This window comes from Candidatus Paceibacterota bacterium (assembly GCA_035452965.1).
In the GTDB taxonomy this organism is placed as follows: Bacteria; Verrucomicrobiota; Verrucomicrobiia; order Limisphaerales; family UBA8199; genus UBA8199.
The window spans coordinates 1-18,923 of sequence record DAOTCE010000031.1; the positions used below are offsets into that span (position 1 = coordinate 1).

The 18,923-nt window shown below is 63.8% G+C and carries 22 protein-coding genes and 1 pseudogene; 6 read left to right on the forward strand and 17 right to left on the reverse strand.

Going from position 1 to position 18,923, the window contains the following annotated elements:
• Positions 1-347: 347 nt before the first annotated feature.
• The 16 genes and pseudogenes from P5205_17885 to P5205_17960 form a co-directional block, all read right to left on the reverse strand.
• On the reverse strand, positions 348-1,745 hold the full coding sequence (locus P5205_17885) for a terminase family protein (GenBank protein HSA12235.1): 1,398 nt from the start codon (positions 1,743-1,745) through the stop codon (positions 348-350).
• Positions 1,742-2,398, reverse strand: a complete 657-nt coding sequence (locus tag P5205_17890) for a hypothetical protein (protein ID HSA12236.1) — start codon at positions 2,396-2,398, stop codon at positions 1,742-1,744. Before P5205_17890 ends, P5205_17885 begins: the two co-directional genes overlap by 4 nt.
• Complete coding sequence (locus P5205_17895; protein HSA12237.1) at positions 2,382-3,083, reverse strand: hypothetical protein; 702 nt, start codon at positions 3,081-3,083, stop codon at positions 2,382-2,384. Before P5205_17895 ends, P5205_17890 begins: the two co-directional genes overlap by 17 nt.
• Positions 3,080-5,026, reverse strand: a complete 1,947-nt coding sequence (locus P5205_17900; protein HSA12238.1) for a bifunctional DNA primase/polymerase — start codon at positions 5,024-5,026, stop codon at positions 3,080-3,082. The genes P5205_17895 and P5205_17900 overlap by 4 nt, the downstream gene beginning before the upstream one ends.
• 7 nt (positions 5,027-5,033) lie before the next feature.
• Positions 5,034-5,393, reverse strand: a complete 360-nt coding sequence (locus P5205_17905) for a hypothetical protein (GenBank protein ID HSA12239.1) — start codon at positions 5,391-5,393, stop codon at positions 5,034-5,036.
• Positions 5,394-5,409: 16 nt separating this feature from the next.
• Positions 5,410-5,766 (reverse strand): hypothetical protein, encoded by a 357-nt coding sequence (locus tag P5205_17910; GenBank protein ID HSA12240.1) that lies wholly within the window; start codon positions 5,764-5,766, stop codon positions 5,410-5,412.
• A 15-nt stretch (positions 5,767-5,781) separates the two neighbouring features.
• A complete protein-coding gene (locus tag P5205_17915; GenBank protein HSA12241.1) occupies positions 5,782-7,128 on the reverse strand; it encodes a DEAD/DEAH box helicase in 1,347 nt (448 codons plus the stop codon).
• A 6-nt stretch (positions 7,129-7,134) separates the two neighbouring features.
• Positions 7,135-7,350: pseudogene (locus P5205_17920) on the reverse strand (LuxR C-terminal-related transcriptional regulator).
• Positions 7,351-7,426: 76 nt separating this feature from the next.
• Positions 7,427-8,110, reverse strand: a complete 684-nt coding sequence (locus P5205_17925) for a ribonuclease H-like domain-containing protein (protein HSA12242.1) — start codon at positions 8,108-8,110, stop codon at positions 7,427-7,429.
• Positions 8,111-8,338: 228 nt separating this feature from the next.
• Positions 8,339-9,040, reverse strand: a complete 702-nt coding sequence (locus tag P5205_17930; protein HSA12243.1) for a hypothetical protein — start codon at positions 9,038-9,040, stop codon at positions 8,339-8,341.
• Between the two features lie 53 nt (positions 9,041-9,093).
• Complete coding sequence (locus P5205_17935; protein ID HSA12244.1) at positions 9,094-9,597, reverse strand: hypothetical protein; 504 nt, start codon at positions 9,595-9,597, stop codon at positions 9,094-9,096.
• A complete protein-coding gene (locus P5205_17940; GenBank protein ID HSA12245.1) occupies positions 9,594-9,896 on the reverse strand; it encodes a hypothetical protein in 303 nt (100 codons plus the stop codon). The genes P5205_17935 and P5205_17940 overlap by 4 nt, the downstream gene beginning before the upstream one ends.
• A complete protein-coding gene (locus P5205_17945; protein ID HSA12246.1) occupies positions 9,893-10,288 on the reverse strand; it encodes a helix-turn-helix domain-containing protein in 396 nt (131 codons plus the stop codon). Before P5205_17945 ends, P5205_17940 begins: the two co-directional genes overlap by 4 nt.
• An 8-nt stretch (positions 10,289-10,296) precedes the next feature.
• The gene (locus P5205_17950) at positions 10,297-10,491 is read right to left on the reverse strand and encodes a helix-turn-helix transcriptional regulator (GenBank protein ID HSA12247.1); all 195 of its coding nucleotides are present in this window, start codon (positions 10,489-10,491) and stop codon (positions 10,297-10,299) included.
• A gap of 146 nt (positions 10,492-10,637) precedes the next feature.
• Positions 10,638-11,867, reverse strand: coding sequence for a hypothetical protein (locus P5205_17955; GenBank protein HSA12248.1), 1,230 nt, complete (start codon positions 11,865-11,867; stop codon positions 10,638-10,640).
• Entirely contained in the window at positions 11,839-13,026 is a 1,188-nt protein-coding gene (locus P5205_17960; GenBank protein HSA12249.1) for a hypothetical protein, read from the reverse strand. Before P5205_17960 ends, P5205_17955 begins: the two co-directional genes overlap by 29 nt.
• A gap of 494 nt (positions 13,027-13,520) precedes the next feature.
• On the opposite strand from P5205_17960, the gene P5205_17965 reads away from it, so the two are divergent.
• The 5 genes from P5205_17965 to P5205_17985 all read left to right on the forward strand — a co-directional run bounded on the left by P5205_17965 (position 13,521) and on the right by P5205_17985 (position 17,547).
• Positions 13,521-13,727, forward strand: a complete 207-nt coding sequence (locus P5205_17965) for a hypothetical protein (GenBank protein HSA12250.1) — start codon at positions 13,521-13,523, stop codon at positions 13,725-13,727.
• Between the two features lie 222 nt (positions 13,728-13,949).
• A complete protein-coding gene (locus tag P5205_17970) occupies positions 13,950-14,750 on the forward strand; it encodes a hypothetical protein (protein HSA12251.1) in 801 nt (266 codons plus the stop codon).
• Positions 14,737-15,618 (forward strand): nucleotidyl transferase AbiEii/AbiGii toxin family protein, encoded by an 882-nt coding sequence (locus tag P5205_17975; GenBank protein ID HSA12252.1) that lies wholly within the window; start codon positions 14,737-14,739, stop codon positions 15,616-15,618. The genes P5205_17970 and P5205_17975 overlap by 14 nt, the downstream gene beginning before the upstream one ends.
• 217 nt (positions 15,619-15,835) lie before the next feature.
• Positions 15,836-16,777: a three-Cys-motif partner protein TcmP gene (gene tcmP / locus P5205_17980; GenBank protein HSA12253.1), complete on the forward strand. Its 942-nt coding sequence runs from the start codon at positions 15,836-15,838 to the stop codon at positions 16,775-16,777.
• A 14-nt stretch (positions 16,778-16,791) separates the two neighbouring features.
• Entirely contained in the window at positions 16,792-17,547 is a 756-nt protein-coding gene (locus P5205_17985; GenBank protein ID HSA12254.1) for a phage Gp37/Gp68 family protein, read from the forward strand.
• A gap of 46 nt (positions 17,548-17,593) precedes the next feature.
• Here P5205_17985 and P5205_17990 read toward each other — a convergent pair whose 3' ends face one another.
• Positions 17,594-17,725 (reverse strand): hypothetical protein, encoded by a 132-nt coding sequence (locus P5205_17990; GenBank protein HSA12255.1) that lies wholly within the window; start codon positions 17,723-17,725, stop codon positions 17,594-17,596.
• A 116-nt stretch (positions 17,726-17,841) separates the two neighbouring features.
• On the opposite strand from P5205_17990, the gene P5205_17995 reads away from it, so the two are divergent.
• Positions 17,842-18,885, forward strand: a complete 1,044-nt coding sequence (locus P5205_17995) for a hypothetical protein (GenBank protein ID HSA12256.1) — start codon at positions 17,842-17,844, stop codon at positions 18,883-18,885.
• Positions 18,886-18,923: the final 38 nt, after the last annotated feature.

Here is an 18,923-nt window from a genome sequence, read left to right on the forward strand (position 1 = left end):
GGATGTCCGCTCCTATCCCTGCCGCTCCCTGGAGAGTGCCACCAAGCTGGCCGAGCGCTTCATTGCCGGCGTCACCAAGCCCCGCCCCGCCGCCCAGCCCGAAACCACCCCGGCGCCTGAGCCCCAGCCGGTGGCCGCATAGGTCACACATCCCTGGCTTCGGTCAGGGATTTTTTTCTGCTCGCGAACAGAACCAACCCCAAACCGCTCACTCTCGCCGCAAGCCTCACGCCGTCACAGGCCTTGCAGGTGCCAAGGCCAGCGCCGTCATTCGGCCTGCTGCTCCGTTCGCTCCCCCACCCGACCCCCAATGCTCGCCCCCCTGCCGTCCCCCAGGGGGGCTGCGCCTACAGCCCCCTCAATTTCCTCTGGGAAATTGAGCGGGCCTTCGTCGCCACCAGATACCGCAGGCAGTCGGCGGCATCGTCACCGCCGACCCCATCCTCGTCACAATCCACCTTCAGCACGTCCTCAGGCCGACTCGGATCATGCTGCAACGCCGGCAGGCATTCCACGAGCCGGGCACACCGCTCGTGGATAAACAGCCTCGCCTTCACTCCGTTCGCCGGATCACCGAACCGATGCAGGATCTCCGCCCACCCGCTCACCCGCTCCATGTTCGCCGGCTTCAAAGCAACTCCCAGCTTCGCATACTGCGACGCGACGGTTGACCCGTCGCTCTGCCGGCTGAATACATCGGCGCCCGCAACAAACCTTTTCAGATCAGTAATCTCCAATCTGCGATTGGAGATTGAATGCCGCGCCAGCATCGCCGTGATCGCCGGCGCGTGGCGCTGCGGCAGCCAGAGCCGCTCCGCGTGCTCATCCACCACAAACAGGTTGCCGTCACCATCCGTGCACCCGAGCAGGACGACGGTGTAGTGGGTGAATCCATAATCCAAGGCGCAAAACCACTCCCGCGCCCTGGTCTCGTCGAAGTCGGACACGATATGCACCTCCCGACGCAAAGTCGTGAAGAACTGTCCGGCCGCAATATCCCAATCCCCATCCAGCCAGGCCCGGCGCTGCCATCCTGTCAACCCCTCCAGCACCCGCACGTATTCCGGGTTGTTCCACCGGTTGTCGGTCACCAGGGCCGCAATGAATCGTGTCTCGGTCTCCGCGTGCCGCTGCCACGGCTCGATGAACCGCTTGCGATACCACCCATGCCCGACACCGCCGGGATTCGTCGTCGAATAGATGCGCGGGCGCCAATCCGGCTTCGACGTCCGGCAGCACGTCGTGATGTCCTGGTACTTCCGCGCCGTCAGCGTGGTCGCCTCCTCGATCCCGATCACGTCGTATTCCAGCCCCAGGTAAGCATCGATGTCCTTCTCGTTCTGGAAATGGCCCGCGATGATCCGCGAGCCATTCCTGAACGTCAGAATGCCCCGGAACGCCGAGAACTCGTGACCCAGGTTCGTGAACAGCTTCCGCCGCAGATCCTCAAAGTGCTCCAGGTTGGCTTTGCCCACCTTCCGCAGCAGCAGGCACTTCAACCCCGGCACGCGTTGACAGTCGTCAACGCCCATCTGCGCCAAAAGCCAGTGGCTTTTGCCGCCGCCCCGGGCCCCGCCGTAGCCGACTGCCGTCGGCCCGTCGGCCCGGTCGCAAAGCCTTGCCGCCGCCGAGGCGGCGAGCTGGCGGCTCTGCAGGATGACGTCGGCCGCCTGGAACCGGTCCATCTGGTCCATCGGGCACCCAGCCCGCCGCCCAACGACAAAATAGCGTTCCCAGGGTGTCATGTCTCGACCTCCCGTGTTTGCGCCTTCAATTCCCACGTTTGCGATCCCGGATTCCCTGTTTGCGCCGCCAAAACCTTGTTTTGCGCCTCCGGCTGCCCTCCCACGACTTCGATATCCACCACTTCCCCTGGAAGTGGTTCCCCATAGATTTTCTCGAGTGCCACCTTCACCTCGACCCGCACCGCCGGCAGTTCGTCGCCCTTGCGCCGCTCGCCATCGGTGCCCAACCCCGTCGCCAGCCGCCCCAGCTTGCTGGCGATCTCCAGCATCCGGGCGATGTCGGCCAGGTTGGCATACACCTTCTCCCGAGCCATGTAGGCGTCCAGTCCCCGCTTCGCGGCGGCGATGGCCCGCTCGTGCATCACCCACTCCGTTTCACGGAGTTGGTGCTCGCGGGCCGACCACTCCGCGGCCTTACTTCGCGCCGCGGCCTCGATCGCTTCGCGCTCGACGATGGCCAGGTGTGCGCCATAAGCAGCCACGCGCTCAGTCCATCCGAACTTCGCCGACCACCGGCGCACAAGCTGTTCACTCTTTGCTAACTTTGTTGCCACCGCAGCCGTGGACCGCTCCGGCCCCTGGCTCAGATACAAACTGAACGCGGCAAACGCCTTATCACTCTCACGCGGCTGCTTTTCAAACGGTAACGGCACGTTTCATCCTTTCTTTGACCTCGGCGAGGGTCTGTTTCACCCGTAACCGCTGATCATGCGGCGGTTTCCAGTAGTGGTATCGCTCCGGCGAGTCGAACGGGATCCTCAGCGTCCCCTCCGGCGTCAGGAATGGTAGCCGCTCCTCAGCGGCAGCCGGCGGCTCAGCCACCCCCGCCTCCGGGACGCTTGGGACGCTTGGGACGGCACTTTCCAACCCCTTACACGTATGCGTGTGCGCACCTATAGTACTATGGCAACTTTCCAACTCACGCGCGCGAGGGTTGGAAATAGGCGTCCCAAGCGTCCCAAAATCATCAGCCGGGGAACTTGGGACGCCTGGGACGGCATTTTCCGACTCGGTTTTAGGCGTCCCAAGCGTCCCAGCCGTCCCAGACCCAAAACTGGTCAGGGCCGCCCTCACCGACCTTGCCACGGGCAAGGCCGGCGGCGTCTTCAGTCGCAGGCTGAAGGTCCCCGGCTTCTTGTCCCCCGCCAGGGCGAAAATCCGCTTCCGGTGCTGCCCATCCTTCGGATGGACGCAGCACCCGTATCGCCCGTCAGGGTAAACCCGCAGGTGTTCACCCTTCCGGTCGCCGCCGCCTTCCGCGCAGGCCGGACACCGGGCCTGCACGACGCCCCCCGCCAGCTCGCGCACCTTCTCAAGTTTGCCCGCGTCCAGACTCATTCACCCGCCTCCGCCGGCAGGTCGGTCGCCTCCAGCAACCGCACCTTGCGCCAACCCCGGTTCGACTTCTTCCCATCGCGCTCGATCGAGTGCGACTTCGTCACGTGGAACACGTCCAGCATGATGTCCGGCAGCGTCCGCTCGACGACCGCCGTCGGCAGCACATTCCAGCCGTTATCCGCGCAGAACTCCGCATACGCCTGGCTGATCTCGCTGGTCGTCACGTCGCCATACTCGTGCCGCGCCATCCGCTGCTTCACGAACAGTCGCAGGCTGTCGCTTTCCGCCAGCAACGAATCAATCCGCCCCCGCTGCACGTCGGTCAGCCTGAAATCGCCGATCTCGGCGAATTCAGCCTGCAAGCGCACAAACCCGGCCAGCGCCCACCGCAGGATGCCGCTCCCCTCCTCGCGCAGCAGCGGGACATGGAAGTCCAGGATACGCTTGACCGGCGGCGGGTTCTCATACCGCACGATTAGCAGCCGCCGCCGCCACGCTCCGGCGTCATCCTCGAGCCGGATGCACAGCCGCGAGTTGCACGTCATCACGATGTTGAAGGTGCCGAACATCGGGAAATCCCCGTTCAACCCCTTGCCTTCGCCCGAAATGGGGTCCCCGCCGACCAGCACCTTCAACATGCTGGCCCCTTTCTGCATCAGAAAATCCCCCGACACATCCGGCCCGATCAGCAGCGTCTTGTTCCGGTAGCGATACGTCTCGAATCGCTCATTCAGGCACTCCGTGCGCAGTTGGTACGTGTTCTCCAGGCCCACGAGGGCCTGGATCACCCGTACCAGCGTCCCCTTGCCGCCGTTAGCCGTGCCGTCGAGGATCAGGAACCGCTGCGGCAGGTTGTAACCGAACAACGCCAGCCCCGCCCATCGTTGCAGCAAATCGGCGTCACCGGCGCTAACCGCCGGGTAGATCAGCTCATTCAGGAATCGCGGGCACTCCGCCTCGCCGTCGAAAGCAAACGGCGACTTGTTGCGCGAGTAATCCTCAGGCGAATACCCACCAAAAGTCACATCCCCGTCCTCGCCCAGTCGCAGGACCCCGTTGGCTACGTGGATAAACCGCGACTTCGCGCGAAATGCCCCCCGCTTCTCCACGATCCCCATGAGGGCGCTCACCACCGCCTTAAGCTTCGTCTGCGTGATCTGTATTTCGAGCGTGAACTGCCGCGACTCCCGGCTCGCTTCCAGAATCCGGCCGGAGATCACTTCCCGGATGCTCTCAGCCGTCACCGGTCCCCAAAGGCCGGTTTCCGGCTCGTAGCGGTAGAACGTCTTCTCATCCGGATCGTAAATCACCCGGTTCTCGCGCGCATACAGCGCGGCCCAATACCGCTCGTTGATGCCGGTGACCCGCCCCTCCTTGTTGGTGTAGAACGGCTGGCCGTATTCCTTCGCCAGCGCCGCCGCGGCCTCGCGCTCCGGCGCCCCCACCCAGGGCAGCTCCCACCCATCCGGCCACCGGATGTCCGCAAATTTCACCATCACCGGCGGCGCGGCCACCAGGACGGCATACTCCATCCCCTTGGGATGCTGGCCGTAGATGGTCGAAAGCCGCCCGTTGCCGCGCCACTCAAAGCGTGGCGTGTTGCAGCTCGCCGGAAACTCACCCTCCAGCCGCAGCCAAATCATGCCGCCGCGACTTCCGCGCGAGCGCGTTGTCGCCGCCAATGGCGGGTTTGCGGCCAGAAACGCTGCCAGGTCCTCATCTTGGTCGAAATCCAGTGCGCAAAGCCCGCCGGACATCTGCCCAAGATAGACTGCAATGTTGAACTCGCCCGACGCCAGCGCATACCGATACGCTGGGGTCTGCGTCGCCTCGAAGGGCCGCTGCGTGTAGGTCACCGCCGGCACCTTCGTCCCGCGGATGCACGGGACGAGGAACGCACCGTCGCCGAACAACCCGGTCACCTCTTCCAAAGGAGTCGCCATAGTCGTTTCAGGCTTCGCAGCAGGCCGGCACATCCGTCCGCTGTCCTCTACCTGCCCGGATCGCCCGGCTCGTCCTGGGGCAAGCGGCGCGTCCCAACCCCTCATTAGCGGTCGTTTCGTCGGTTAAGTATCTTTTCATCAGTCCCGCCGCCCAGGCCAGCGACCCCCGGAACTCGAAGGTCCTCAGGTAGCCCCCGGCCACCCCTCGCACCACCAGGCGCCCATCACTCCGCTTGGCCAGACGGCGCCCGTGCACCGGGTTGCGCGTCTGCACCCACACCACCCCGCGCACCGGCTGCCAGGCGCACAATTCATTGCCGCCGATGGCCGTGTTCAGCCCCGCCTTGTCACCAATTCGTGTTTTCATTCGCGAAATTCGTATCTCAGTTGTTCCGAGCGGTATCGAAACCCTCCCGAACCGCCTCGTGCTCCTTGACCATCTTCTCAACGAACACCAGCCAGCGCCGGCACCACTCCGGATCATTCTTCGCCAGCACGACGGCCCGAGCGTTGATCAGAACCCGCTGCTCTGCCGGGTTCACCAGCAGGTAAGGCCCGCCAAAAGCTTCCAGTTGCCCGGCGTGCTCCGGTCCAACCCCAACGACGCGCGGGTCAACCCACATCGCGCCGTTCCCCCCAAATACCACCTCCATAAACCCCTGGCCCCCGTCCGCGCACCGCACGGGCGTCAAAAAGAAGTCCAGCGATCCCTCGTGCCTGCTAATCAGTCGTGCCTTCATAACTCCTTTCGCGTCTCAGTTTTCGATCTGCCGATAGAACTCAATGGCCTCGGGCGACACATGCACGCCCTTGAACCACTCCTTGAAATTCAGCCCCGCCAGCGACCGCACCCGGGACACCGCCACGTAAGCCTGCCCCGGCTCACGGGCGGCCCGGATGTCCAGATAAGCCGAGTCCAGCGTCAGCCCCTGGGCCTTGTGGATGGTCATCGCCCAAGCCAGCCGCAGCGGGAACTGGCTGAAGGTCGCCGACTCCGGATCATCCTGCGCATACCGCCAGGTGAACCGCTCCACGCGGATCACCCCACCGGTCTTGCTCTCCACCACCACCGCCCCCGGCTCGACATCCGTCACCGTCCCGATCTGACCGTTCACAAACAGCGGCTCGGCCCGGTTCGGCTCGTTCTTGTTGACCGTGAACATGACCAGGGCGCCGGGCTTCAGATGAAGCGCTGCGGGCGTCAGCAGGTTGCGAGTGAGAAACGCCCGTTGCAGGTCCGGCCCGCTCTGCTCCGCGTGCAACACGGTTTCCTCGCCCGGTAGCTCGGAAAGCTGAAACACGTTCCACTTGTCCACCTGAACGTTGTGCGTGAACAGCCGCGGCATCGTTGACGGCGGGTTGCTCCGCACCCGCGACTGCAGAATTCGGGCGCTGTCGCCCCAGACCCGGCCAACGCGGAAGTCCGCCAACGCGCGGACGAAGGCGGCCTCATCCTGTCGCCGCACCTTCTCCAGCAGGAACGTCCGGAACTCCGCCGCCGCCCAGGCCGGCGACTGAAAGCCCCAGTCGTAAGGCTCGGTGTCACCGGTGCGGACCGGTGGCAGTTGGAGAAAGTCGCCCGATGCGATCACCTGACACCCGCCGAACGGCTCATCCCGGCCGCGCAGGCGCCGGAACAGGAACTCGACGAATTCCAGTTGCCGCCCCGGCAGCATGCTGACCTCGTCAATGACGAGCACCTCGCACCGCCGGACCCGGTTGAACCCCGCCAGAATTGACCGGCGCGGATCGCGCTGGAGCTGGGCGAAGTAGTCTTCGCTCGACTGCCCCGCCGCCGGCCCGATCAGCATCCCGCAGAACCGGTGTATGGTCATCCCGCCCACGTTGAGCGCGGCCACGCCGGTAGGCGCGGTGACGCTGACCCGGCGCGGACACTCCGCGATGAACGCTCGCAGTTGCGTGCTCTTCCCCGTGCCCCCCGCGCCGGTCAAAAAGCAGTTGCGGCCAGCCAGGGCGGCGGCGTGGAACCGGTTCTCCGGCGTCAACACGCTGTCAGCGACCGCCTCATAATCCGCATCCGTGAACGGGAACTTGCCGCTCCCATTCGCCTCACCAACCTCGAAACACAAATTCGTCTGCATAAATCTTCAATCCCGCACGTGCTGGGGCCCTTCGGCCCAGGCCGGCGCATCCGGCCTGATCAAGCCCAGGACAATCGCCCGCCTGCACAAACTCACCGGGTCACCGACCCCGAAGAGCCGATACAACTGCGCCCGGTGGAACTCCGCCGTCTTGGGGCTGATGCCCAAGTCGGCGGCAATCTCTTTCATCCCCTTGCCGTCCCACATGCCCGCCAACACCTCACCGCGCCGGCCGAGGCGAGCCACCAGTCTCGCCAAGGCCGGATACAACACCGGGTCAACCCACACCCGGCGCCGTTTACGCACAGATCCCGAGCGCATGCGCAATCTTCGCCGTGAGCTCCAGGTCGTTGCGCAAATACGCTTCCGCCTGCTTCCGGTCGCTCTGCCACAGCGCCGCGAAGGCCTTGCCGTCTCCATTCTTCGCGCCCACGCCCAGGTGCTTCGCGATGCTGTCCAGCGAACCCCGCGCCTGCCGATCGCCGAGCTGCCACACGTCGCGCAGGTCAATGAGCTGGTCGCCCCAGTAGCGCCCGCGCCGCAGGCCGAACGGAATCGGCACCCGCCGCTTCCACGACCGCCGGAACAGGAAGGGCAGGTCGAAGCCGAAGATGTTGAATCCGATCATGGGATTCATCCGCCCCATCTCCGCCTGCGTGTGCTGCCAGAACTCCCGCAGCGTCTGCGCCTCATCATCGTGGCCGATGATGACGCACCGGCCGCCCTCGGGCCCCGCCTCGCTCAGCTCGTCAAACACGAGCATCCCGATCGCGACCACGCGCCCGCTCAGCGGGTCCAGCGCCGCCTTATCGAAAAAGTCCCGGCGGTGATTCGCTTCCGCCTCGGCGATCTTGGCGGCCACTTTCTCCGGGTCCTTCATGTTGCCCGTCTTCACTTCCGCCGGGTCGAACGGTGGCAGTAGCGCTGATAGCTCGCTCTCCGCCAATGGCCCGGTTTCCACGTCAAAAACAATGGTCTGCATAATTTCTTCAGGTAGGGCGCGTCACTCCGTGCGCGCCGGTTCAATTCGTTCGCTTTCATCCCCGTCTGAGAACCCCAACGGGGTTCCACATATCAGCCCAGGGTTGGTCCGTCCGCGGACCTACCCTGGGTTTGGCCACCCCAAAAAAACCCCTCCCTCTCCCCATCGGATGGGGAGAGGGCCGGGGTGAGGGGCATCCGTGTGGATCGGTGTTCATCCGTGGTTGCCTCAGTAGAGCACGTTGTCGTCTTCCTTCTCCCGCGCGGCCTGCCACGCCTCCAGCGCGGCAACCAACCGCCGATCATCGGCGCTCGGCTTGGCGTTCGCTTTCGCCGTCGGCAGCCAATGCTCGACCAGCGCGCCGACCTGTTCAGGCGACAGGTCCCGGACCTCCAGGCCCTTGCACTTGCCGACGTGAATCTTCGTCGCGCCCAGGTCGCCGTTGCCGGCGCCCGCCGGTTCGGCGCGCCGATACCCGTTGCCGTCCTTCGGCGGCCGGTCCTTCATCCGCACGAACTTGCCCGAGGGCTTCAACGGCTCCGGCGACTTGTCCGGCTGGATCAACGCGATGTTCGCGTAAACCTCGCCCTCGCTGTGCTCGTGGATCACCGTGATGTGCGCGGTGCGGCCGAGCATGTCTTCGGTGTCAAAGGTCTTGGTCTCCTCCGGCGTCAACTCCCGCCCCATCCACTTCCGCAGAAACGGCCGCAGGGCCGAGTTCTCGTGATACGACGGCGTGAACGGCGCGGACCACACGCACCAGGGCGTGCCGTCGTCCTTGGTCTGGCCGGTTTCGAACACGAACCGAAACTTCTCTTTCGGCCCGTACTGTGTCTGCACCGTCTTGAGAGGGGTAACGTCCACGCAGACCGCCGACCCGGTATATTCCGGGCAGGGCTGGAAGTTCCCGCTGTTGGTTTTGATACGCATATTTCTAATGCTCTGTGTTGCTTTGGTTGCTCCTATCCAGTCACGGCCGACTCTCATGAGCGCGCCGCTTCTGAAATCCGAAATTCTGAAATCTGAGATTGGCCATCTGCCCCATTGGCCCCATCCGTCCCATCTCCGCTGCTGGCGCCGCGCTTCGCGCAAGCCACCCGCAGGAACTGAAAGAACAGCTCCGCATCCATCGTGACGGGCCGCGGCCCGGCGAACGGCCACAGGTCGAAATAGGTCAGGGCCTTGTGCAGCAGGTCATAGAGGGCGTCAGAGTCCATCGTGACCAACCACGGCCCCCGATTCTGCCGGTGGGCCACGATCCACGGTTTGCCGCCGCAGTCGCGCCGCGCCTGGGCGCAGGCCTGGGCGAGGTTCAGGTTCTGGACGCGCTTCACCTCGATGTGCAGCCAGCCCAGCACCTCGCTCACGACATCAGGGCTGTCGCCGCCGCCGGCGAATTGCTGCCCGCGCCGGGCGTCGAACCCATGCACCCGCAACAGCGCCGCAAACTCCCGCTCGCCAACCTTTCCCTTTCGCCGCGAGTTCATAGGCCCCCTTTCATCTTTTCCAGACGGGCCACCGCAGCCGCGGTCAACTGCCGGAGCACATCCGGCAAATAGAACCGCACCAGCACACCACCAGGCCGCATCGGCGTGATCTCCCCCTTGGCGACCATCTCGTCCACGGTCCGAACCGAAACCAGCAACACGTCAGCCAACCCCTGCCGGGTAACCACTGCCCGCGCATGCTCGCCGGCCCCGCCGGTTTCCCCTTGCTGGCTCCTGTGCCACTCGGCCAACCGCTCCGCGCACCGCGCCAAACGCACCTCAGTCTTCGTAGGCTTCATCGCGCTACCTCTCTGTTTCCTCTCGGACCTCGGACTTCGGACTTCGGACTTCCCGCGCCAGCGGGTGCCCCCCTTCCAGCGGCTTGGTCGCCGGCTGCTAAGCCCTCGACATCAGCCCGCCGAATGCGCACCGCCCCCAGCAACTCGACCGTCCCCAACCTTCCGGCTTTCACCAGCCGCCAGATCGTCGTGCGGTGCACGCCGAGCAACACCGCCGCGTCGCTGGCCCGGATCAGCAGCGGCCCCCTGGGCGGCTCCGGTGCCGGCTCCATTCGGCCCTCCAGAATTCGGTCAATCGCCGCCTGCTGCTCCGCCGTCGCGCTCAGAAACCGCAACAGCCGCTCATTGCCATTCCCATTCGGCTTTCGGATTTCGGACCTCGGGTTTCTCATGCGCCTCCTCAGCAGTCGAACAGCTCGAAGGTGGGTTTCTGGAGCACGTTGGCGATCCGCTCCTTGATGCCGGCATCCGGCCTGACCCGCCCGGTCTCAATCCGTGAAATCTCGATCTCACGCGTCCCGACCAGTTCCGCGAGCTGCATTTGCGTCAGCCCTTTCAGCACCCGCGCCGCCTTCATTCGATTGTTCGCTGCCATTTCCGGTTCCTGTCGCTAACCGTGGCGAACTATTCGCCCCGGCAGGGGTCCGGAAAGTGGCCAAATCAGGGCAAAAAAAGGGGGTTAGCGACGGCGCTAACCCCTGCGGGACAATGACTTGCAACGATTCTACCGAGTTGCCAAAATTATTGCATAACGTCCTCTTGGATCATCTCCACCAGCTCCTGGCGAACTTTCATCCAATTGCCGCTATTCTGCCGTTCAAGGGCCTGCAGCACCTCCGCGAACATCGCCGGGTAATCCTTGTTATCGGCCGCCGCAATCTCCGTCAGCACATCCGCCATCGTCTCCGGATTCTCCGGCCGGTCGCCCGCGTCCCCCGACTGCAGCGACGGATTCAGCTCCACCTTGAGGTGGCGCGCACTGCGCTTGCGCCACTCCATGTACCGGAGCATGAGCTGGTATTCTCTCCCGCGCGCCGCCCACTGCTCCACACGGTTGTATAGGGTCCGATGCGGAACCTTCAAATGGTCCGCCGCCGCCTTGCGGTTGCCCAGCGCCATAATCACGGCAAACGCCAGAAAATCCTCGCCCTTCACCCGGACCGCAAAATTGAAATACCCGTCCTTGTTCAACTGTCGCAGCTCTTCATTCTCCTTGCACAGTTCGTAATCTCTCCTGGCCACCGCCTCCATGTTCCGGTCAATTCGCTCCACCGTCTTGACTAGCCCGTCCCCTTGAGCCAATCCCGCCACAAAACGCTTCAACACCGGCTCAATCGGGCACACCATCCGGAGCTTGCCGCCCTCGCCAGCCCCGACACACGGCGACAACGGCACGAACCCGCAATGCACCCGCGCCAGGAACGAATCCACCGCCGCCGAACGCAAGCTGGCCGTCGGCGAAAGCAGGATGAACGGCTCGGGCCGCGAACTCACCAGGCCCTCGACGTTGGCGAACAACTCCGCCTCGCTCGGGAAGATGCCCAGGTAAACCGGCGACCGCGTCGCCGCGTAGGTCCCTACATGCCACATCTTCGGCGCGGCGTACAGCACCGCCGCATTCTCCGCCGGCCCGAATCCCAGGACCCGCGCCACGGCACCGCCGAAGCCCGGCGCATCCAGCTCGTGGATAATCAGGTCGCTGGGTGTCAGCCATGCCGGCGCGCAGTCCCCGACGCCGCATTGGCACCTGGCCACCCAGCGCGCGTCATCGCACTGGTCCAGCTCGTGCCGGCATCCACAGTCCCGCTCGCTCAGACAAGGGTAGTCACCAGCCAGGCGCTGCGTCACGTGCAGGAAGCCATCCAGCATCGGCAATTCGCCGTCGGCCAGCGCCCGCCATTCGGCCAGCACTGCCGCCGGCCGCTGGCCCGTCGCTAGGCGATCAAGAGTACTCCAGATTCCACGGCTCATTGGGTGAGGCCTCCTGTTGGTTCGGGAGCACGAACTTCTGCCGCTGCAACCAGGCATGCAGCGGCACAGCATCGTCATCCCGGCTGAAGGTCGCGAAGTTGGACGGCCGGATGGTGAATGACCGCGGCTTCTTCGCATCCCGGAACGTCACCGAGAATCGCGCCAGCCGGATGTCCGCCGCCGCCGGGATCTGGAACCGGCGCGATTCAAAGATGCTGAACACGTCCGCCGCCGACACCCGCTCCCGCAGTCCAAGCTCGCCATGCCCCCGAAACTCCAGCTCCTTCAGCGTGATGTCCAGTAAACCGTCAATCCCGGCGCAGACCAGCACCCCCCGCCCGCTCTTCAACGGTTCCAGCGTGTACTTCCCCTTGCTCGCCGGGAAGTAATTGGCGTCGCCGAAGAGGTGCATCCCGAAGGCCAGCCGGAACAGCTCCGGCTCCTGCTCGCAGTCGGCGTGAACCCGCATCTCGCCGGCCTCCGCGTCGTAAATCACCACGTCATGCCGCTCGGGCCGATAGATCATGCTGCCCGACTGCAAATCCTTCAGGTCAACGCACCCGTCCCGCTTGATCGGCTCGGCGTGCCGCACGTAGAACCAGTACTCATGATCGTGCTCGCGCCAGAACACCTTAGCGCTGCGCCCGCGCTGGTGCGCCTCGTACCAACTGTTAAGCGTCTTCTCTAACGCGACCAGACTTGCCGGCGGCCGGAAATCCGCTTTCTTGCGCCGCGCCACGTAATAAACGAACGCGCGGTACCGCGCCACCGCCTTTTCCGCGTAGATTTCCTGGAACAACGGCCGGTTGACCAGCAGCAGGTGTGCCGCCACGTCCTCCGGCGAGCTGTCAGCCGGAAACTTGAACTCCATCTGCCGGGCCTTCACCGTGTCGAGGATCTTGTCCATCGCCCCCGGCCCGGACATCTGTTTCACCATGTGAAACCTCTCGACCAGGTCCCGCGGGATGTCGTCCGGCGACAGAAAGATCGTCGCCAGCGACTCGTACTCCAGTTCCGCCTCCTCGCCCACCGGCGGCAGGTTTACCCCCTTTCCGGCCAGAAATTCCCGGTGGTCATCCATCAGTGCCACCAGGGTCCGCGGGGAAAGCTCCCGCAATGTGTCCGCTTCCGAATACCGACGCAAATTGACTGTGTTCATGCTGCCACTACGCCTTCCGACTCCACGCGCCCGCCCGCGACCATCGCGACCCGGTCCGCGATCACTGCCTGCATTTTCCTGCTACGCTCCGTGCCAGGCAACACGAAGTTATTCAAACATCCGACAACTTACTCACACCCGCCGCCGCCCCCATACTGCATTCCGCATTCCGCACTCCGCATTCCCTCGTCCTTCCCCGGTTCTTCATTCTCCATTCTGCCTTCTGCCTTCCCTCTTTTACCCGCCACCATAGCAATCACCCCAGGACAAACGCGGTCCAACGGTACAAGTACGGACCACCGACCATCGGAGCTCCAGTTTCTAGCTTTTCCCTGCTCCGCGCCACTAGGCAATTGCTGGTCCCCCCAACCCGCCGTTTCCCCTCCTTCCAAATTCTGCCTTGCCCACCGAAGACCCCCACAAAAAAAGTTATTCAAAGTTGTTCACTTGGACCGTATTTGTCCTACCCCCTCTGTTATGCCGGCACCATGAAGATGTCAAAATCTCGCCGTTCTTACCCCGCTGAACACATGACCTCCGGCAGCCAGTTCGAGCGGACGGACCCTGACTACGCGGATCACCGCCTCCAACACATGCGTGCCGAATACCGCTCGCTGCCCCGCGCCTGGCGCCCCGCCTACCTCGCTGGCCTCGGCAAAAAGGACGCCGAAGCCCTCCTCGGCCGCAGGTCAGAACCCTAACCCGAGCCCCTCTGCCCTTTGCCCTCTGCCATCTGCCATCGCCCGGACCGCCCCTCGGCCGGCCCGGTCCATCCGTGCCAATTCGTGGAATCCGTGTCTCGGATTTCCCGCCACCGGCCGGCCCGCACTTTCTCAGCGCACCCGCCCGCCTCGCACTGTCCATTACTACAATATTTTACATAAATCCCTTGTCAGGGGATTTACTAAAAATACAATGAGGCCATGAAACGGAAGCTAGGCCGGCTCGAGACGCAGTTCTTCGCCTACGTGCAGATGCGCAAGCTCCGCACGGTCAAAACCGGAGATCTGGTCGGTTCAGTCCTCCGCCTGCAGCCCGTCCAGGAGCGCAAGCTTCTCAGCCGACTGTCGCGGGGAGGGCTGATTGCCCGCGTCCGTCCCGGCCTCTTCTTGGTGCCGCCGACCCTCCCCCTCGGGGGCGCATGGACTCCCGGCGAGGCAGCCGCTCTCAACGCCTTGATGGCAGACGCAAAAGGCCGCTACCAAATTTGCGGACCCAATAGCTTCAACCGCTACGGCTTCGACGAGCAGGTCCCCAATCTGCTCTACGCCTACAATAATCGGATTTCCGGCCGGCGGAAGATTGGCGCCGTCGAGCTCACACTCATCAAGGTCGCCGACGACCGCCTTGGCGACACCGAGACGGTGCCCTTGCCCGATGGTGAGGCGCTCTATTCCTCGCGCGTCCGCTCGTTGGTGGATGCGGTATACGACTGGTCCCGTTTCAACGGCATCCCGCGCGCCTACCAGTGGATCCGCGCAGAACTCGAAGCCGCCCGCGTGACCGCCTCTGCCCTCGTCCGCTGCACCCTCCGCTACGGCGATACCGGGACCATCCGGCGCATGGGCCTGCTGCTGGAGCGCCTCGGCGTCGGCGGACAATCCTTGAGGAAACTGGAGCGGGCTCTCCGCCCCACCAGCAGCTTCATCCCCTGGATTCCCACCCGGCCGAACCGCGGAACTTTCAACCGCCGCTGGGGCGTTGTGTTCAATGAGCAATCCTGATTCGGAAATCCTTCGCCTTCACGACGATCGGGACTACTTCCTGGCCGCCGTGCAGTTTACCGCCCGGGCGACCGGGTTCGCCCCGCGCCTCATCGAAAAGGATTGCCTCTGCACCGCCTTGCTCCAATACCTGGCGGCAGCCTGCCCCGAACTGGTTTTCAAAGGCGGAACCTGCCTCGCTAAAATCCACGCCGGCTTCTACCGCCTCAGCGAGGACCTCGACTTCACAATTCCATTGGCCACTGCAACCCCGCGCGCCCAACGCAGCAAGCACGCCCAGCCCCTGAAGGATGCCATGGAGGCCCTTCCGCAGCGCCTACCGCTCTTCCAGATCGCCGCCCCGCTCACAGGGAGCAACAACTCCACCCAGTACAACGCCGTCATCACCTACACCCCCCTGACCGGCGGTGGCTCGGACACGATCAAGATCGAAGCCGGGCTGCGCGAACCTCTGCTCCTCCCGGCATCCGATGCCCAGGCCAACACCCTCCTCCTCAATCCAACTTCCGACCAGCCGCAACTGCCGCCGGTGCCCATCCGCAGCATCGCTAAGCTTGAGGCCTTCGCCGAAAAGTTCCGCGCCGCTCTCTCCCGTCGGGAAGTCGCCGTGCGCGATTTCTTCGACCTGGACTATGCCGTCCGCCAACTCGGCCTCCAACCCGCGAACCCCGATCTGGCCGCTCTCGTACGCAGCAAGTTGGCTGTGCCCGGCAACGAACCTGTTGACATGTCGGAAGCCCGCCTGGCCCAACTGCGCCTCCAGCTTGCGCCTCAGCTCCAGCCAGTCCTCCGACCCAAAGACTTCGCCGCCTTCGACCTCGACCGCGCCTTCCAACTCGTATCCGCCATGGCCGGCAGACTCCGCTGATTTATGGCCTTCACCGACATCAACAGCGAGAACCGGCTAGTCCAAAGGACCTTCGCCGATCACCTCGAGAAGGCCCTTGGCTCGCCACCTCTTCCAGTCACTGCCCACCCCGCCGTTTTCCGACCAGAAAAAGGAAGCCGTCGCCCGCCGCGTTTACCTGCACGTCTGGCAGCAAAGCGCCGCCGGCCAATTCGCCGCCGCTTAACAGCCGCATAACATGAGCCACCGAATTCCGCTGCGCGAAATCAACCATCCGGATTGCCTGGGAACCAACTGCCCGGACCGCGATCACCTGGATGGCGATGGCCTATGCAAGCGCACGGCGTCGAAACTCGATGGCCTTCCCGTGCGCTGTGTCGGTGATTGGGCCTATGACAAGATTTACCGCCTCGTGCAGTACTTTGGCATCTTTGCCAACGGGATGAAGAACCGGTGGGGCGGCAGATTGAACTACGTCGAAATCTGCAGCGGGCCCGGCCGATGCATCACCCGCGGCGATCATACGGAATTGGACGGCACCGCCCTGGCCGTAATCCAGAGCCCGCACTTCAAGGAGCTGAAGAAGGCCATCTTCATAGACGCCAGCCCGCGCGTCGTGGACATCCTCAATCAGCGTATCCAAGCCCTGGGCGCCACCCACGTCGCGGACGCAGTGGTCGGTGACTACGGCAATGCGCCCGGCATCTGCCGCATTCTGGACCGGCTCCCCGATAGCTGCCTCAATCTCGTTTTCATCGACCCCACCAACTGCGACGCTCCATTCACCACCATCCAGCGGATCGTCGCCCACCTCCAGAACGCCGACCTGCTGATCAATGTGGCCCTGGGAACCGACGTGAACCGCAACCTGGTCCGCGCCATAACCCTTCGCAACCACCAGGCCGCCCGCGCAAAATACGAGAGCTTCCTTGGGACGCCTGGATTCTGCTCTCAGCCCGAGGTCATCGAGCTGGCCAAACGCAAGGACCACGACGACCTCCGCCGCAAATTCGCCGACACCTACGATCAGAAGCTGAGGGGTGAAGGTTACCAGTACACCAACGTGTGCCCCGTGAAGCACTATTACTACCTGCTCTTCGCGTCGCGTAACCCCAAAGGCCTGGAGTTTTGGCAGAAGGCCTGCACGTATTCGCCAGACAACCAGAAACAGCTCCTGTAGAGTCCGCCCGACCTATGGCCCTGCAATCGTCAATCGAGTGGACCGAAGCCACTTGGAACCCGGTCACCGGGTGCTCCAAGATCAGCATCGGCTGCCGCCATTGCTACGCCGAGCGCATGGCCCGCCGCCTGCAGGCCACTGGCCATCCTCACTACCGCAACGGCTTCAAAGTCGCCCTGCACGAAGACGCCCTCGAACTCCCCCTCCGCTGGAAGCAGTCCCGCGCCATCTTTGTCAATTCGATGAGCGACCTCTTCCACCGCGACGTGCCACTCACCTTTATCAGGAAGGTCTTCGACGTGATGCACCAGGCGAATTGGCACCGCTATCAGATCCTCACCAAACGCGCCGAGCGCCTGGCCGAGCTGCGCGACAAGCTCCCCTGGGGGCCTCATATCTGGCAGGGCGTCACCGTCGAGCATCCCGCCTACGCCCACCGGATTGACCTCCTGCGCCAAACCGGCGCCCACATCAAATTCCTCTCCCTGGAGCCCCTGCTCGCACCGATGCCGCGGCTAAAGCTCCGCGGCATCAACTGGGTCATCGTCGGCGGCGAGTCCGGCCCGGGCGCACGCCCGATGCTGCCTGAGTGGGTCACGGACATTCGCGATCAGTGCCTGAAAGCCGGCGTCGCCTTCCACTTCAAACAGTGGGGCGGCGTCTTCAAAAAGCGCAACGGCCGCAAGCTCGAAGGCCGCTTCTGGAACGACATGCCCGACGCCCCCGCCCCCGCCGCCCGCCCCGCCCAGCTCGACCTGGTCCCAGCCTAGTCACCAATCCTCTCCGCCCAGGCGCCCAGTCCCGCGAAGACAGCGACTACCCGCGGCTGCGCCCGGTCCAAAGCAGGACCAGAGCCAGGCCATGAAGACTGCCGGCAAAGGGAATAATCTCCGTGCCGGTATAGAGCACCACGCCGCGTATCCTGACCAGACCGGCTATACCCTTCATGTGTCCGCGGCTGCCTCGGCCTGTCCCCTTGCGCGCCACAAGAAGTTCCGCAAAGATTTTTGTCCGGTTTTGCCTTTCTGCGGGTCTATAGTTGCAAACGAATCGGGACGGATAACATGAAGACACACCGCATCATCTCGGCCGCCGCCGCCTTCTTCTTTGGCGCCGGAAACACCACGTTACTCGCTACAGAGGCTTACGAGGCAATCGGGTATCTCACCTATACGGCACTCGACTCTGGGACCGTGCCTCGCGTCAAGAGGGTCATTATGTTCGACGTGAAGATTGGCAGAACGTGGAGTGTCTACACGGAACCCGTCATTGAATGCAAGAATGGCATCGCCTTCCTGGCGGGATTCAACGATACGAACAACTGCATCTGGTTCTTGACCGGTTTCGCAGCGGCGTGGCGACCCTCCGAATCGCCGTTTCAGCACCTCCGAACTGAGCTGAAGAACTCAAAGAAGGACGACGTCTACTTCACCAACCCTTCGCACTCTGCACCTGAACTCCTGCCCGGACTTAAACCACCGTCAGGCCAAGCGGCCCAGGAAACCGTGCCCAACGTGGCGATCGCAACGGTGCTGCGAGGTAAATATCCCCCGGCGGAGCCGTCCTACGCCGCCTTCCTCTGGTTCGCCTTCAGCCCGCCCAGCGTGGAGCGTGATGCAACCAACCAGATGCTGCTGCAAGTATGGGACGACAGCCATAACCGTACTGCCTGCTTCAGGCACGCCACCTGGAAGACGTTCCACGAGCCGCCCGGGCTGGTTTCGAGCGCCGTGTATAGTTGGCTGGGCAAGGAGTTTCTCCTCGATGGCACCGTAGCCCGCATTGAGACTCCCTACGTGCCCCAGCCGCTGGCAATGGAGGCACGTTACGTGGTAGAGGGCACCACCAACATTAGCGGCCTGACGCTGCCTTCCAGGATTACGCTAACTCGCTATGGTACGAAGCTATCACGAGACGGAGCACCAATAGCCATTACGACCGACGTCGCCGTGGTCACCAGCGTGAGGCGGCTCTCGGCCGATGAGCCCTTGGAACGGAAGTTGCCAGGCTTGACCTACGTCAGCGACTATCGGCTGGCCGCCGGCAACAGGGGTGGCAGGCCGGCCTGTTTCCTCTTGGAGGCAGGCCCGCTGCGGCCAGAGAATTAGGTGCCAGCCTCCCCAGGGTTTTCAAGCAGAGCGCCAGT